Raw genomic sequence first — 15,377 nt, forward strand, 5'->3', positions numbered from 1 at the left:
ATAAAAGCTTTGCATTTAAACCAAATAAGGTTCCCCTCCTTTCCAAGGAGGGGTGTCAGCTTTGCTGACGGGGTGGTTGAAGCCTAATTACTAACAAACTAAATAATTTGAATAACAAGCAACTCATATCATTAACAACCTCATGGTTCCAATCCAAATCCTGGACTCCATTCCCATTCCAAAAACAAACTTGGAAGGCTTTTTTGGACGGGAAACACGGGTTGTTAAACGCTCCCACTGGAAGCGGAAAAACCTATGCCTTATGGGTTCCTATAGTGCTTCAGTATTTAAAACAAAACCCAGATTATAAAACGAAACACACCAAAGGAATTAAAGCTATTTGGATTACGCCTTTACGCGCGCTTTCAGTAGAAATTCAACAATCAGCACAACAATTTGCAGATGATTTAGGTACTGGGATGACTGTTGGAATTAGAACTGGCGACACCTCACAAAGTGAACGTGCAAAGCAAAAACGACAGATGCCGGATTTGTTGATTACAACACCTGAGAGTTTAATGCTCCTATTAGCTTCAAAAGGCTACGAAAAAACGTTTAAAACGCTCACTGCTGTGGTGGTAGACGAATGGCACGAGCTTTTAGGTAGTAAGCGTGGAGTGCAAATGGAGCTCGCACTTTCTAGGTTGAAAACTGTTTCGCCAAACTTGAGAATTTGGGGGATTTCTGCAACTATCGGAAATTTAGAAGAGGCACAAGATGTCTTGTTGGGAATGGATTCTGATTTCAGAAAGAACTCAGTATTGATTAAAGCAAAAGAAAAATCTAAAATTCAGGTCCGTTCTATAATTCCTAAAAAGATGGAAACTTTTCCTTGGAGCGGACATTTGGGATTACACCTATTAGAAGAAATTGTTCCTATCATTAAAAGCAGTAAAACCACGATAATTTTTACAAACACCCGTAGACAATGTGAAATTTGGTTTCAGAAATTATTAGAAAAACATCCAGAATTTGCTGGTGAAATCGCCATGCATCACGGTAGTATTGGAAAAGATACCCGTCTTTGGGTAGAACAAGCGATACGCAATGAATCGCTACTAGCGGTAGTTGCTACCTCTAGTTTAGACTTGGGAGTAGATTTTGCCCCTGTGGAAACCGTTATTCAAATTGGTGGCCCCAAAGGGATAGCCAAATTTCTTCAACGTGCCGGGAGAAGTAACCACCGACCAGGAGAACCTTCGGTAATATATTTTCTTCCTACTCACGCACTTGAACTTTTAGAAGCATCGGCGCTGAAAAAAGCGGTTAAAGATGAGGTTGTGGAAGACAGGACTCCATATTTACTAAGTTTTGACGTTTTAATTCAGTATTTAGTTACCCTTGCTGTAAGTGATGGATTTTTTCCTAAAGATATTTACTCAGAAATAAAAAAAACGTTTTGTTTTCAAGGAATTACAGAGGAGCAATGGAATTGGTGTCTTAATTTTATAACAGTAGGAACTCAAAGTTTACAAGCCTACGACGAATACAAAAAAGTGGAAGTTACTCCCGAAGGGCTTTTTAAAGTAGAGAGCCGACGAATAGCAATGATGCATCGCCTTAGTATTGGAACAATAGTAAGTGACTCTATGATGCTTGTAAAGTATGTTTCGGGAGGGTTTATCGGAACAATAGAGGAGTGGTTTATTAGTAAAATGAAACCTGGAGACACTTTTGTTTTTGCGGGGAGAACCTTAGAATTGGTTCGTATTAGGCAAATGCAGGCACAAGTTCGTAGAAGTAATAAACGCACTAATAATATTGTGAGTTTTATGGGTGGCCGCCTACCGCTTTCCTCACAGATGAGTAAAATTCTTCGAGAAGAAATGCAGAGCGCTCGATTGCCTGAAGCAAATCGTAAACAAAGCATACCTGAATTAAAGGCTTTAGGTCATATTTTTGAAAGACAAGAGCGTGAAAGTATAGTTCCGGGTGAAAATGAATTTTTAATAGAAACGTTTAAAACACGTGAAGGTTACCACTCGCTTTTTTATCCCTTTGAAGGGCGATTTGTTCACGAAGCAATGAGTAGTTTATTAGCTTATCGAATTAGTTTGTTGTCTCCCATCACCTTTTCATTGGCTTACAATGATTATGGGTTTGAACTGTTGAGCGACCAGTTTTTAGATATTCAGACTATATTAGATAACAATCTTTTTACAGATGAATATCTCTACGACGATCTCTACAAAAGTTTAAATTCCACGGAGTTGGCTCGTCGAAAGTTTCGTGATATTGCGGTTATAAGCGGAATGGTTTTTCAAGGCTACCCGAATAAAGCGGTTAAAACAAAACATCTGCAAAGTAATAGTCAGTTGTTATTTGATGTGTTTAGAGATTATGAACCGGATAATTTATTATATCTTCAAGCTTATCGTGAAACCTTTGAACATCAACTGGAAGAAGGTCGATTGCGGAAAGCTTTAGAACGTATTAACTCCCAAGAAATAGTTTGGAAACAATGCGAAAAAGCGACTCCGTTTAGCTTTCCGATAATTACAGATAGACTCCGAGAAAAGCTATCTTCAGAAAAACTGGCTGATAGAATTAAAAGAATGACTTTGCAACTAGAGAAATGATTGAAACTATCGAAATAAATAATAATATTTTTCAATTACACCCAAGTGGTGCTATTTATTGGGTGACCAATAAAATGTTGCTTATCGCAGATGTGCATTTAGGGAAGGTACTTCATTTTAGAAAATATGGCGCGGCTATTCCGGCAAGTGCTGCTTATAAAAACTTTGAGACACTCACAGAGGTTGTAAATCATTTTGAGCCGAATTCAGTTTGTTTCCTGGGCGATTTGTTTCATAGTACATTGAATAAGGAGTGGAGGGAATTTGAAAAATGGGTAGAATATTGCAAGGCAAAAGTTATTCTAGTTTCAGGGAATCACGATGTTATTCCTCAATATTTATACGAGAATTTGGGAGTAGAGGTTATAGATGAATTAGTATTGAACGATTTTCATTTAACCCACCATCCCTCTGAAACTGATAAAGGTTTTAATTTTTGTGGTCACGTACATCCAGGGATAAGAATGAAAGGTATGGGGAGACAATTTGTGAAACTCCCTTGTTTTTATAAAACTGAAAATCAGCTTATTTTGCCGGCATTCGGAAACTTCACAGGGAAATATATATTAACACCTTCTAGTAATGATGAGGTGTTTGTAATAGTAGAGGGAGAAGTAATTTGTGTATCACGTTAACTAAAATAATTATGAAAAAGACTTTACAAATCGCTAATATCATAGCTTTCGTAGCTACTGTTTTTATTAATTATTTCGCCAATACTGGAAAAATGAATGGAACTACAGTAGGAGAGGTGTCGAATAATATTAATTCCCTTTTAACGCCTGCAGGCTATGCCTTTTCAATTTGGGGGATTATTTATTTAATGTTGTTGGGCTTTGTGGTTTATCAATGTAGAAGTCTTTTTACTAAAGTGAGAGATGATCAATTTATATTGGATACAGGTTGGTGGTTTGTAATATCGTGTCTCGCCAATTGTTTGTGGATTACCTTATGGATTTACGGATATATAGGTTATTCAGTAATTGCAATTTTTATACTTCTCTTTTCAATTTTGAAAATCGTAATGAATAACCGAATGGAACTTTGGGATGCTCCAATTTCTGTAATTGCATTTGTTTGGTGGCCATTTGTGTTTTATAGTGGATGGGTTACAATTGCAGGTGTCGTAAATGTTGCTGCTTATTTAAAAACTATAAACTGGAATGGATGGGGAATAAGTGAAGTTACTTGGACGGTTATAATGATTGTTATTGCGGGAATAATAAATTTAATAGTTACCTGGAAAAGAAATATGCGTGAGTTTGCTTTGGTTGGAACTTGGGCCTTAGTTGCTATAGCTGTTGCAAATTGGGATGAAAATAAAATTGTTGTTTATGTGTCTTTATTAGTGGGGGTAATACTATTTATAAGTAGTGGCTATCACGCATTTAAAAACCGTGAAACGAGTCCGGTTAATAAGTGTAAAGAATATTTAAAGAGTTGATTTTAATTTGTAAAAGGATGAATATTTTAAAATTTAAATTATTTATGTGTCTTTTATATTGCGATGTTTAAAATAAATCAATTAAAACATTGCTAATTATGTTAAAGTTTTAATTCGCTCCCTTTGATAAATGCTGATTTTATTGACTTTTATGATTTTTATTAATCAAACGATATTTTATTTGTTAAAATAATTGTTTTATATCTTTTATTTAAGTGAATTTTAGTTTTATTTTGTATAGATAAATCAAACATTAACTGAATTATTCACTAAATCAAAGTAATCATGAAAAACATTTACAAAATTGTTTTTTCAATGTCCTTATCATTACTTTTCCTACCTGGACATGTTTCCGCGCAAGAAAAAGATGATATAAAGAAAAGCAATAATCAACAACAAGGACTAGTAGTATTCGATGCTTCTCATTCGTATTCCCTTCAAAATTCAACTACAATTTTTAAGGATGTTTTAAATCCCTCCCCACAAACTTCCTTTACTACACTAAGACAAGAGCAAGATCATTTAGGTTTTACTCATAAAAAGATGCAACAATACCACAAGGGTATAAAAGTTGAATTTGCAACGGTAACATTAAGTAGTAAAAATGGTAAGGTTCAAACATTAAGCTCTGCTTATTTTCCTATAGAAGATGACTTAAACACTAGCCCGTCAATTAGCAATAATCAAGCTTTATCTAGAGCAATGAGTCATGTGGGTGCTAGCTCCTATATGTGGCAGAATCCAACTGAAGCAGCTTTATCTAATTATTCGAAACCTACAGGAGAATTGGTGATTTTACCAGCTCTTGAAAATATTAACAACGCAAATCGCTTAGCCTATAAATTCGACATTTACGCAACGGCTCCTCTATATAGAGCAGATGTTTATATAGACGCTAAAACAGGTCAATTTATAATGGAAAACAAGCGAATTCACCATGCAAACGTACCTGCAACAGGAACTAGTCTTTACAATGGCAATGTGTCTTTTACTGCAGATAACGCATCTGGACCTTACCGTTTGCGTCAAACAACCAGTGGTGGAGGTATTCAAACTTTTGATTTAAATAATGGCACCAATTATAACAATGCTTCAGATGTAACCAGCAATTCTACAAACTTTACTGGCAATGCTACTGGTGTGCAAGCACATTGGGGAGCCGAAAGCACTTGGAATTATTTCAATCAAAAGCATGGAAGAAATTCATATAACAATGCAGGTGCAATTATAAAATCTTATGTAAGCTATTCTAGTAATTATGTGAATGCTTTTTGGGATGGTAGCCGAATGACATACGGCGATGGAGATGGTGTAAATTATGGACCATTAGTTTCATTAGATATTTGCGGTCACGAAATTACTCACGGTGTTACAGAATATTCAGCGAACCTTGTTTATAGCTACCAATCTGGAGCTTTAAATGAATCGTTTTCAGATATTTTTGGAGAGTCTATTGAAAAATATGCTTCAGGAACAAACGATTGGTTGATGGGAGACGATATAGGAGCAGGTGGAAGCGGTGGAGCCTTGCGCTCTATGAGTAATCCTAATGCTTTTAATGATCCTGATACCTTTCAAGGAACCTATTGGCATACAGCATCAAGTGATAACGGAGGAGTGCATATAAACTCTGGAGTACAGAACTTTTGGTTTTACGTGTTGAGCGTAGGTAAAAGCGGTACAAATGATAAAGGAGACAGCTATAACGTTACAGGAATTGGAATGGATAAGGCAGCAGCAATTGCATACAGAAACCTTACTGTTTATCTAAATTCTAACTCGCAATATAGCGACGCTAGAAACGGAGCAATCCAAGCGGCGAAAGATCTTTATGGCGCTGGAAGTGCAGAAGAAATTGCAACTACAAATGCGTGGTATGCAGTTGGAGTTGGCGCAGCTTACGGCGGTGGCGGCGGAGGTGGTAGCGACTACTGTGCTTCACAAGGAAATAATGTAAATGATGAGTATATCAGCAGAGTTCAATTAAATACTATTGACAATGCTTCTGGAGCTCAGAAATATTCAGATTTTACAAGTATCTCTACAAACTTACAAGAAGGATCAACCTACACTATTACTGTTACACCAACTTGGACGGGAACTACATACAATGAAGGTTATGCTGTTTGGATTGATTATAATGGAGATAAGGATTTTAACGATGCAGGAGAACTTGTTTGGTCTAAGGCAGCTTCAAAAAACACACCTAATAGCGGAACATTTACAGTGCCTTCTGGAACTGTAGGAGGCGAAACTAGAATGCGTGTTTCTATGAAGTACAACGGAATACCAACATCTTGTGAAACATTTAGCTACGGTGAAGTTGAAGATTATACAATTAATTTAGGTTCAGCTGGCCCAGATACACAAGCTCCAACAGCACCTACTAGCTTAGCAGCTTCAAATGTTGCGCAAACTACACTTTCACTTTCTTGGAGTGCATCTACGGATAATGTGGGTGTTACAGGATACGAAGTTTTTCAAGGTAGCTCAAGTTTAGGTACAGTAACTGGAACTTCAGCAAATATTACTGGATTATCACCAGCTACGGCTTATTCGTTTAAAGTACGTGCATTCGATGCTGCTGGAAATAACTCTGGTTATAGCAATACTGTAAATGTTACAACGCTTTCTAATGGTACTGTAGAATATTGTAATTCTAAAGGAAACAACTCTAATTATGAGTGGATTGATCTTGTTAAACTAAATAACTTAAACAATCCGTCAGGAAATGATGGTGGTTATAAAGACAATACGAATATGTCTGCAAATGTACCTTATGGCTCAAATACAATTCAAATAAGTGCAGGGTTCTCTGGTAGAGGTTATACTGAATATTGGAAAGTTTGGATTGATTACAACCAGAATGGAACTTTCGATTCTAATGAACTTGCTGTTAGCGGTTCGTCTAGAAGTAGCGGAACGTTAAGCGGAACTTTTAATGTGCCGTCTACAGCTCTTGCAGGACCAACAAGAATGCGTGTTTCTATGAAATACAATAGCTCACAAACTGCTTGTGAAACATTTAGTTATGGTGAGGTAGAAGATTATACTGTTGTAATTGGAGCGAATGGTGTTGCACCGCAAGGATTTAATGGGGGTGACTCTGTTTCATCTAATATAACGCTATATCCAAACCCAGCTAAACACTATCTAAACATTGCGTTATTAGATGCAGTAGGTAAAGATTATGTAATCTATAATGTTATGGGGCAAGTAGTAGGTAAGGGAGCATTTACTGAAAACTTAGATGTTTCTTCCTTACAAAACGGAGTTTATATGTTAGAGATAAACACCGAAGACTCAAAAATGATGAAGCGATTCGTTAAAGAGTAAGTATTTTTTTCATTAGCAAAGAGGCCTGGTTCAAATTTGAATCGGGCCTCTTATTTTTTATGTCTTTTAAAACTTATAGTGGAGCTCCCACTTGTATATCACATCTATGACCTGGTTGTCCGTGAGGAGGGTTTATTTTCCCTTCACCAGATGCCTGAATAGGGCTTGTAGTGTTTGTGTTCATTGGCTTAGCTTTTATAGTACTAGATCCAGTGCCATTTAAAGGTGCGCCAACAGGAATTGTACAATCATGCCCCGGTTGTCCGTGAGGTGGATTAACAGCTAAATTCCCACTTGAATTTGTTGATCCCTGAGTTTGGGTTGGAGCTACATTCTGTAAAGCTTGCTTTTTTTGTTCAAGTGTAACTTCTTGTGGAGTTTGTGTTGTGCTCTCAGTCTTAGTTTCTTTATCATTACAAGAAACGAATAATAATGCTGAAGCAGCGAATAAGGTTAGAAATGATTTTGATTTAATTTTTGAAAATAACATACTTCTCTTCTTGTTTAATTTATGACCGCTAAAACTACAAAAAATTACATAGAATCACTCGTAGTAGATTACAGATCAAATTTTAAAGCTATACGGAGAGTATTTCATCCTTAGTTAAAATCTCTTCATTTCTGAGTCTTAAAAAAATTTGAGCGACTGCAATAGTATCTTTTTCGCAGTAAACGATTATTCTGTCAATGTCTTTTTCTTCATAATATACACTACCCACTTGGCTGCCGTCGATGTCATCTTTGGGTGAAGGTATTCCCAGTACGTGCGTCATTAATTTAAGTGAAGTAAAAGTTTTATAATCCCCAAACTTCCATAGTTCTAGCGTATCTAGGTGAGGAACTTCCCAAGGTTTTTTCCCGAAAAGGTCAAGTTTATATGGAATTTCAATTCCGTTAATTATCATTCGTCTAGCAATATAAGGGAAATCGAATTCTTTTCCATTATGAGCACAAAGTAGATGATTAGGTTTGTTGAAATGTGTGTCTAGAAGATTTTTAAAGTCTTTTAAAATCTTTACTTCATCCCCGTGAAAACTAGTAACTCGAAAGTTTCTAGCATCACCTTTAAGCACAAAATATCCAACAGAAATACAGACTATTTTACCAAATTCAGCCCAAATGCCTGCTCGATCATAAAACTCTTCGGCTGATATTTCATCTTTTCGTTGATACTTGCTTTTAAGATCCCACAGTGATTTTGTAGTATCATCAAGCTCATCATAATATTGATGCTGAGGTACGGTTTCGATATCCAAAAACAGGATGTTTTCTAAATTAATGCGCTTTATCATAATGCTGAGGTTTATCTCTAATGGTTCATTAAAGCTACAAAAAATTAAAATCTTTCACCATAAAACAAATGTAGCTGCGATACATTTACTTATCGCAGCTACACTTATAAATTAGGTTGTTGAAGTCTTTTAGTCAATAATATCAAACCCACAATAAGGAACTAAAACTTCTGGAATTTTAATTCCATTCTCTGTTTGGTAGTTTTCAAGAATTCCTGCCAATACGCGAGGAAGGGCTAAAGAGCTTCCATTTAATGTGTGTACAAGTTTGTTTTTGCCATCAGAATCTTTAAATCGAAGCTTTAATCTATTCGCTTGGAATGTTTCAAAGTTTGATACTGAAGAGATCTCCAACCATCTATCTTGTGCCGTTGAAAACACTTCAAAATCATAGGTAAGGGCAGAAGTGAAACCTAAGTCACCACCACATAATCTAAGGATTCTATAAGGTAATTTTAGTTCGCGAAGAATATCTTGTACGTGTTCTACCATACCATCTAAAGCCTTATAAGAATTATCTGGATGTTCAACGCGTACAAGCTCTACCTTGTCAAATTGGTGTAAGCGATTTAGTCCGCGAACGTGAGCGCCATAACTTCCAGCTTCTCTTCGGAAACAAGGGGTGTAACTAGTACAAGTAATCGGTAAATCTGAATTGTTTAATAAATTTCCTCTAAAGAGATTCGTAATTGGAACTTCAGATGTAGGAATTAAATAAAGGTCATCAACCCCTACGTGATACATTTGCCCTTCTTTGTCTGGTAATTGCCCAGTTCCGTACCCAGATGCCTCATTTACTAAAAGTGGTACTTGGTATTCGGTGTAACCAGCTTTAGTGTTCTTATCAAGGAAGTATGTAATAAGAGCACGTTGTAAACGAGCGCCTTTTCCTTTATACACAGGGAAGCCTGCTCCAGTTACTTTAACGCCAAGTTCGAAGTCTATTAAATCGTATTTTTTTGCCAGCTCCCAATGTGGTAAGGCACCTTCATGAAGGGTTGGAACCTCACCTTCTTTGAAAATCTCTTCATTGTCATTTTCATCAGTTCCAGCGGGAACTAAATCGTTTGGAATATTTGGAAGCGTAAATAATAACTCTTGCAACTTTTCGGCTGCAACAAGCATTTTCTCATTCAATTGCTTAGACGATTCTTTTAAAGCAACTGTTTTTTCTTTTAACTCATTTGCTTTATGAACTTCTCCGCTTTGAAAAAGTTTTCCAATTTCTTTAGAATAGGAATTGCTCTGTGCCAAAACATCATCTAACTGCGCTTGTGTAGCACGGCGTTCTTCATCATAAGTCAATACATCTTCTAATGTTGAAGTAGCATCAATGCCACGTTTAGCAAGTGCTTGGATATACTTTTCTTTGTTTTCGCGAATGTCGGTTACTTGTAGCATATTCTATAATATATTTTGAATTGGCTAAGTTACAACAGACTCAAAAGGTTTTCAAATGCTTTGTGGTCTTTATTTATAAAAATGAAGAATTAACTGTGATTTAGAATGGAAATAAAAGCTTCACTTGCTAATGTAAGATTTCAATAGCTAAATAACCTAAGGAGTTTTGCGTTTAGTAAATTCTTCGGGAGAAGGTAAAATCCATTCACTATGCTTAAATGGAAGCCATTTTTCAGCTGCAATGTCGATACTTGGGTCTGTAAATTGGTGAAACGGGCCATAATTCACTCGCACTTTAGCATCAAGATAAACCGCTACGTCTCTTCCTTTTTTGGCTTCAACCTGCTTAATCTTTTGAGCTAACTGCCACATGATATCAGGTTTTGTGGTAACTGAAGCTTGTTGCTTAAGCCCTAAAAGGCTTTGATGGTCATAAAGCTCTCTTTTTCCATTTTCTTTGTCTTTTACATATACCTTCAGCATTCCACCTTTTGAGCGTAACATCATTCTCCAGCTTAAACGGTGCCCTTCTTCTGTCCAAAGTACATCGTCTTTAAAAAACCAATGACGCAATGGAAGCCCAAGCTGAAATAGGAAATAAATAGAAAATACACCAACTATCAGATGTTTGTTATTAGGAATAATCACCTCGTTGGCAGTATATAGTTTTTTATTCGGAAGAAATACTCTCTGAAGGATTTCCTTTGAGAAGAAAAACAAAGCAAAGGAAATCGACATATAAGGGAAAATTCCAATCTGAAAAACGATAGAATTAAATAGATGAAAAAACACAGATATTGCAAATCCTAATAACCGTGTACGTTTCCAAAGCATTAATGGAACGATAAGCAAATCGAATAATATACCGGTGTACGTAATTGCCCAATGTACCCAGTTTTGCTGTAAAAAGTCGCCAATGAGCCAATAATCACTTTTACTATTCATTAAAAGCGAGGCCATTGAAGCGTCAAGCCAATCGGGATAAAACTTTGCAACAGAAGCAAAAGTGTAAACTATCCAAACTTGTAAAATTAGCACTAATAATACCCAGCGAGGCATTGAAGGGGACTTGAGGGAAGGATTTCTTTCTGCATCTATTGAAAACCATCGGTTTGCTGGCAGAAAAGCCATAATCCAACACAACAACATCATTAAATAGTAATGGTTATTGTAATTAGACTTTTGCATTAAATACACAGCAGTCCACATAATGGCGTAAGCCAACATACTCAATCGGTATTTGTACCCAAGCATTACACCAATTCCGAAAACACCCATTACAACGAAGTAGAAGTACATAAAGTCTCCTTGCAGGTATTGCAGAAAATCGAAACCTATAAAGTTGAAAGTAAATGGAGGCTCTACCAAGGTCCGGCGAACCCAACCTGTAGCAATCGCGCCAAAAGCCTCAACGGTAATTAAAAAGCCAAACACTGCTCTAAATAGAACAAGACTAATATTGTCTATTTGTTTGAACAGGAGTTTATTCACGTTGATTTAAAAATTGAATTGCTTTTTTTTCGTCTATTTCTATCTCTTGCCTTAATTCTTCAATTGAATCGAAAGTTTCTTCGTCTCGAATGTGTTTTAAAAATTCGATAGTAATTTCCTTCCCGTATAAGTCTTTGTTGAAGTTTAAGAAATGTGTTTCTATCGTTCTTTTTTTCCCACCAACCGTAGGATTTGTGCCAATACTGGTTATTCCAAATATTTTTTTGCCTTCAATTATAGACGCTACTACATAAACTCCATTTTTAGGGATGAGTTTATATTTCTCTTTTAATTTAAGGTTGGCTGTAGGGTAATTTATGGTTCGACCTAGAGCTTTGCCTTTTTCAATTTCACCAGTAAGCATATAATTATATCCTAAATAGCTGTTGGCAGTTTCAATATCTCCTGCATTTAAAGCATTTCTGATTTTTGTAGAGCTGATGGTTACATCATCTAATTCTTTTGCAGAAATCTCTTCAACTTCAAAACCATAAGTTAATCCAAATTCTTTTAGGTTTTCAATATTTGCTGTTCTATTTCTTCCGAAACGATGATCGTATCCTATGATTATTTTTTTGGCTTTCAGTCCGTTAACCAAAATATCTCTAACGTACTCTAAGGCAGTTAAACGTGAAAACGCATGGGTAAATTGATGGATTACCAAATGTTCAAGTCCTGTTTTTTCAAGTAATTGAGCGCGTTCATCAATTGTATTTAACAAGCTTATTTCTGAATGTTGCTGAAGTACCATTCGGGGATGCGGGAAAAATGTAAGAACCACCGAGTCTAAATCTTCTTTTTTGGCAGTTTCGACCAATCGTTTTAGGATAGCCGAATGCCCGATATGAACACCATCAAAAGTGCCAATTGTTACCACACTATGGCGGTCGCTCTTAAAAGTTGAAGCAGAGGTGTATTTCTTCAAAATTATTTTCCGTTAAAGGTATTCATAGTTATATTCATTCCAGCAAGCGCAAAAGACTCAATTGCTTTGCAACCTACTTCTAATCGTTCAGGGAGTGATTTGTTTTCTTCTTCATCCCATTCCCCTAAGACGTAGTCTATTTGTTTTCCTTTCGAGAATGCATCGCTAATTCCGAATCGGAAACGGTTGTAATTGGTTGTTTGTAGGGTGTTTTGGATGTCTTTTAATCCATTATGTCCTCCATCGCTACCTTTCGTTTTAATGCGAATTGTACCGAAAGCTAAATTTAGGTCGTCGGTAATTACCAGCATATTTTCTAAGGGAATTTTTTCTTTATCAAGCCAGTAATTTACAGCTTTTCCGCTAAGATTCATAAAAGTGCTAGGTTTCAGAAAAATAAATGTTCGTCCCTTTACTTTATGTGAAGTAATATCTCCCAATTTTGCTGTTTCCCAAGTAAGTGAGTTTTTATCTGCATAAAAATCGAGTAATTTAAACCCGATATTATGACGAGTATTTGCATATTTTGGACCAATATTTCCTAGGCCTACAATAAGGAATTTTTTCATAGGATCTGTTTCTTCTGAAATAGTATTATGTTCTTTAGTTGAAAAGAACTTTTTAATAATAGAAAACATCTTTTTTTAAATTCTTCGGTAAAAATAAAAAAAGCACCCTGAATTAACAGGATGCTTCTCACTTATCTTTAATAAGATTAACTTATGCTTCGGCTGGAGCTTCTTCAGCTTCAGTAGCTTCTGCACCATCTTCAGTTTCGTCTTCATCAACGTCAGCAATTGCAGTACGAGATGTTCTAACTTGACAGATAACTGTGTTGTCTGGGTGCATGATTTTGTAATTATCTGTTTTAAGAGACTTAGTGTACATTTTGTTACCAATACGCATATCAGTAATGTCTGCTTCAATAAAATCTGGAAGATTTTCTGGTAAAGCTTTCACTCTTAATTTACGAGTAACAATACGTAAAGTACCACCACTACGAACACCACGAGAGTTTCCTGTTGTACGAACTGGAATTTCCATAGTAACTTCTTTATCATCGAAGATTTGGTAAAAATCGATGTGAAGAATACGGTCTGTCACAGGGTGAAATTGGATATCCTGAAGGATAGCTTTAACTGTTTCGCCTCCTAGGTCGATTACAACCGTGTGTACGTCTGGAGTGTAAACCAAGTTTTTAAATGCAATTTCTTCTGCTGAAAAACTAATTGGTTCTTCCCCTCCGTAAACTACGCAAGGAACCATTCCAGCATTACGTAGGGCTTTAGTTGCCTTTTTGCCCACGCTTTCTCTTTTTGATCCTTTAATTGTAATAGATTTCATTTCTTTTGAAATTTGTTTATTAATAAAAACTCCCTAAAAAGCTGTTTTTTAGGGAGTGCAAAGATATGGTTTATTTTGGATTTCCGATTTAGGAATTAGGATTTTTTGAAGTAAGATCCTAAACTAATGGAAATTAAGGTAAATTCCTTGAAGGCTAGAGGGTTATTCTCGTTGTTGACCCTCTATTTTTCAATTTTATAAAGCGTTATAAGCTGAAATCTTAACTTATAAAACCTCGGAATCTTACTGAGGCTACATTAAAAATTTACTGCTAATTGATTTATTAGCATTAACGCTTAACATAACATCTGCAAAAAGATTTGCACAGCTAATCACGCGTATTTTGCTATGAGGTTTTGTAGGAATTGAATCTGAAACGATTAATTCTAACATTTGAGATTTTTCAATTCGTTCGTATGCGTTTCCTGAAAGTAGTGGGTGAGTACATACAGCTCTAACGCTTAGTGCGCCGCGCTCCATCATAAGGTCTGCAGCTGCAGTAAGGGTTCCAGCAGTATCTACCATATCGTCAACAAGAACTACATTCTTTCCTTTTACATCGCCAATTAATTCCATGTAAGAAATCACATTGGCTTTTTCGCGTTGTTTGTAGCAAATAACTACATCGCTTTCTAAAAACTTAGAATATGCATAAGCTCTTTTTGAGCCTCCCATATCTGGAGATGCAATTGTAAGATTATCTAGCTCTAAACTTCTTAAATACGGTAGGAATATAGTTGAAGCAAAAAGGTGATCTACAGGTTTTTCAAAAAATCCTTGAATTTGATCTGCGTGCAGGTCCATTGTGATAATTCGAGTTGCACCAGCAGTTTCAAGCATTTTAGCTACAAGTTTTGCAGCAATAGGAACACGAGGTTTGTCTTTTCTATCTTGTCGTGCCCACCCAAAATAAGGTAAAACGGCAGTAATATGTCTAGCAGAAGCGCGTTTTGCAGCATCTATCATTAATAATAGCTCCATTAAATGGTCGCTATTTGGAAAGGTTGATCCAATTAAGAACACTCGGCTTCCACGTACAGATTCCTCAAAAGAAGGTTGAAATTCTCCATCTGAATAATGAGAAGTAATCACTTTTCCTAGTGGGATACCAAAAGCATCGGCGATTTTTTTTCCAAGTTCTTCACTTTGTTTACAGGCAAAAATTTTCGGGGTTGGAGCAATATTTGGCATAAGGCAGATTATTGGTTTTGGTGCAAAGGTAAAAATTAATCGATAGTCACTTTGATAATTTACCCTTTATCGAAACAAAATAAATCAATTCAGATTCACTCAAAATAATGTGCTGAGAAGAACTAAAGTTTGTTTAAAATGAGAAATATAAACTTGCCGGTGAATTTTGCATTGAAGTGTAGTAAATTAAAACAGAAATTTTATTTTAAATACGCCGAATAAAAAATGAATATTTTGTAATTATTTACTTATTTTTGCATCCCCAATTGCTCGAGTGGCGGAATTGGTAGACGCGTTGGATTCAAAATCCAATGTCGCAAGACGTGCGGGTTCGATTCCCGCCTCGAGTACTGTAAAAGCTCCAACAGCAATGT

The 15,377-nt window shown here is 36.1% G+C and carries 12 protein-coding genes and 1 tRNA gene; 5 read left to right on the plus strand and 8 right to left on the minus strand.

Translation table 11 applies throughout. The features are described 5' to 3' along the window. The first annotated feature begins 107 nt into the window (after nt 1–107). From H4O20_RS11295 to H4O20_RS11310, 4 genes are all read left to right on the plus strand, one after another. A complete protein-coding gene (locus H4O20_RS11295; protein ID WP_185099302.1) occupies nt 108–2,579 on the plus strand; it encodes a ligase-associated DNA damage response DEXH box helicase in 2,472 nt (823 codons plus the stop codon). After that, nucleotides 2,576–3,214, plus strand: coding sequence for a ligase-associated DNA damage response endonuclease PdeM (pdeM, locus tag H4O20_RS11300; protein ID WP_185099303.1), 639 nt, complete (start codon nt 2,576–2,578; stop codon nt 3,212–3,214). The genes H4O20_RS11295 and pdeM overlap by 4 nt, the downstream gene beginning before the upstream one ends. Before the next feature lie 11 nt (nt 3,215–3,225). Beyond that, nucleotides 3,226–4,023 carry a tryptophan-rich sensory protein gene (locus tag H4O20_RS11305; RefSeq protein ID WP_139854234.1) on the plus strand — a complete coding sequence of 266 codons (798 nt, stop codon included), beginning with the start codon at nt 3,226–3,228 and terminating at the stop codon, nt 4,021–4,023. Between the two features lie 285 nt (nt 4,024–4,308). After that, nucleotides 4,309–7,359, plus strand: coding sequence for a M4 family metallopeptidase (locus tag H4O20_RS11310; RefSeq protein WP_185099304.1), 3,051 nt, complete (start codon nt 4,309–4,311; stop codon nt 7,357–7,359). Nucleotides 7,360–7,432: 73 nt separating this feature from the next. Here the strand turns inward: H4O20_RS11310 and H4O20_RS11315 are convergent, their stop codons facing one another. From H4O20_RS11315 to H4O20_RS11350, 8 genes are all read right to left on the minus strand, one after another. Continuing rightward, nucleotides 7,433–7,849, minus strand: coding sequence for a hypothetical protein (locus H4O20_RS11315; RefSeq protein WP_139854236.1), 417 nt, complete (start codon nt 7,847–7,849; stop codon nt 7,433–7,435). 88 nt (nt 7,850–7,937) lie between these two features. Next, complete coding sequence (locus H4O20_RS11320) at nt 7,938–8,651, minus strand: 3'-5' exonuclease (protein ID WP_139854237.1); 714 nt, start codon at nt 8,649–8,651, stop codon at nt 7,938–7,940. Between the two features lie 129 nt (nt 8,652–8,780). Further along, nucleotides 8,781–10,052 (minus strand): serine--tRNA ligase, encoded by a 1,272-nt coding sequence (gene serS / locus H4O20_RS11325; RefSeq protein ID WP_185099305.1) that lies wholly within the window; start codon nt 10,050–10,052, stop codon nt 8,781–8,783. A 156-nt stretch (nt 10,053–10,208) separates the two neighbouring features. Continuing rightward, on the minus strand, nt 10,209–11,543 hold the full coding sequence (locus H4O20_RS11330; protein ID WP_185099306.1) for an HTTM domain-containing protein: 1,335 nt from the start codon (nt 11,541–11,543) through the stop codon (nt 10,209–10,211). Then, nucleotides 11,536–12,468: a bifunctional riboflavin kinase/FAD synthetase gene (locus H4O20_RS11335; RefSeq protein WP_139854240.1), complete on the minus strand. Its 933-nt coding sequence runs from the start codon at nt 12,466–12,468 to the stop codon at nt 11,536–11,538. Before H4O20_RS11335 ends, H4O20_RS11330 begins: the two co-directional genes overlap by 8 nt. Before the next feature lie 2 nt (nt 12,469–12,470). Continuing rightward, entirely contained in the window at nt 12,471–13,106 is a 636-nt protein-coding gene (gene pth, locus H4O20_RS11340) for an aminoacyl-tRNA hydrolase (protein WP_165145667.1), read from the minus strand. A gap of 82 nt (nt 13,107–13,188) precedes the next feature. Continuing rightward, the gene (locus H4O20_RS11345; protein WP_139854241.1) at nt 13,189–13,812 is read right to left on the minus strand and encodes a 50S ribosomal protein L25/general stress protein Ctc; all 624 of its coding nucleotides are present in this window, start codon (nt 13,810–13,812) and stop codon (nt 13,189–13,191) included. A gap of 252 nt (nt 13,813–14,064) precedes the next feature. Next, entirely contained in the window at nt 14,065–15,003 is a 939-nt protein-coding gene (locus H4O20_RS11350) for a ribose-phosphate pyrophosphokinase (RefSeq protein WP_139854242.1), read from the minus strand. Nucleotides 15,004–15,271: 268 nt separating this feature from the next. Between H4O20_RS11350 and H4O20_RS11355 the strand changes: the two genes are divergently transcribed. Continuing rightward, nucleotides 15,272–15,353: transfer RNA gene (locus tag H4O20_RS11355), tRNA-Leu, on the plus strand. Nucleotides 15,354–15,377 lie beyond the last annotated feature (24 nt).

The organism is Aequorivita sp. 609 (assembly GCF_014212065.1).
GTDB classification, from domain to species: Bacteria; Bacteroidota; Bacteroidia; order Flavobacteriales; family Flavobacteriaceae; genus Aequorivita; species Aequorivita sinensis.

Coding starts and splice junctions, on each gene's coding strand:
- H4O20_RS11315 (WP_139854236.1), bottom strand. CDS start 7,849: ATGTTATTTTCAAAAATTAAATCAAAATCATTTCTAACCTTATTCGCT.
- H4O20_RS11305 (WP_139854234.1), top strand. CDS start 3,226: ATGAAAAAGACTTTACAAATCGCTAATATCATAGCTTTCGTAGCTACT.
- pdeM (WP_185099303.1), top strand. CDS start 2,576: ATGATTGAAACTATCGAAATAAATAATAATATTTTTCAATTACACCCA.
- serS (WP_185099305.1), bottom strand. CDS start 10,052: ATGCTACAAGTAACCGACATTCGCGAAAACAAAGAAAAGTATATCCAA.
- H4O20_RS11350 (WP_139854242.1), bottom strand. CDS start 15,003: ATGCCAAATATTGCTCCAACCCCGAAAATTTTTGCCTGTAAACAAAGT.
- pth (WP_165145667.1), bottom strand. CDS start 13,106: ATGTTTTCTATTATTAAAAAGTTCTTTTCAACTAAAGAACATAATACT.
- H4O20_RS11345 (WP_139854241.1), bottom strand. CDS start 13,812: ATGAAATCTATTACAATTAAAGGATCAAAAAGAGAAAGCGTGGGCAAA.
- H4O20_RS11320 (WP_139854237.1), bottom strand. CDS start 8,651: ATGATAAAGCGCATTAATTTAGAAAACATCCTGTTTTTGGATATCGAA.
- H4O20_RS11310 (WP_185099304.1), top strand. CDS start 4,309: ATGAAAAACATTTACAAAATTGTTTTTTCAATGTCCTTATCATTACTT.